A 263-nucleotide genomic window follows, 5' to 3' on the forward strand; every position below is an offset into this window, starting at 1 on the left:
GTATCGCCGTTGCCGTACTCGATGACATAGGAGGAGGGCATGAGCTCAATTTCGACGTGTCCGGCGAGCATGTCTGCTTCGAGGCGGTAGGGGCCTCCGTCGTCGACGTAGAAGTTGATCTGGTCGCCCTTGTAGACGTTGGGGTCGCCTTCTGCTCGGCCGGTTCCTGCGGGGTTGTTGTAGGACTGGTGCAGGGTCGGCTTGCCTGGCTCTAGCGACTCTGCAGCGTGGCGGATTTCCTCCATGACTTCTTCGTAGGTCGG

Annotated in this window: 1 pseudogene; it reads right to left on the reverse strand. The window is 60.5% G+C overall.

From position 1 onward, the window contains the following. Positions 1-245: pseudogene (locus tag HMPREF2527_RS04905) on the reverse strand (peptide ABC transporter ATPase); the annotation flags it as partial. Positions 246-263 lie beyond the last annotated feature (18 nt).

Origin of the sequence: Rothia sp. HMSC071B01 (assembly GCF_001808945.1) — a bacterium.
In the GTDB taxonomy this organism is placed as follows: Bacteria; Actinomycetota; Actinomycetes; order Actinomycetales; family Micrococcaceae; genus Rothia.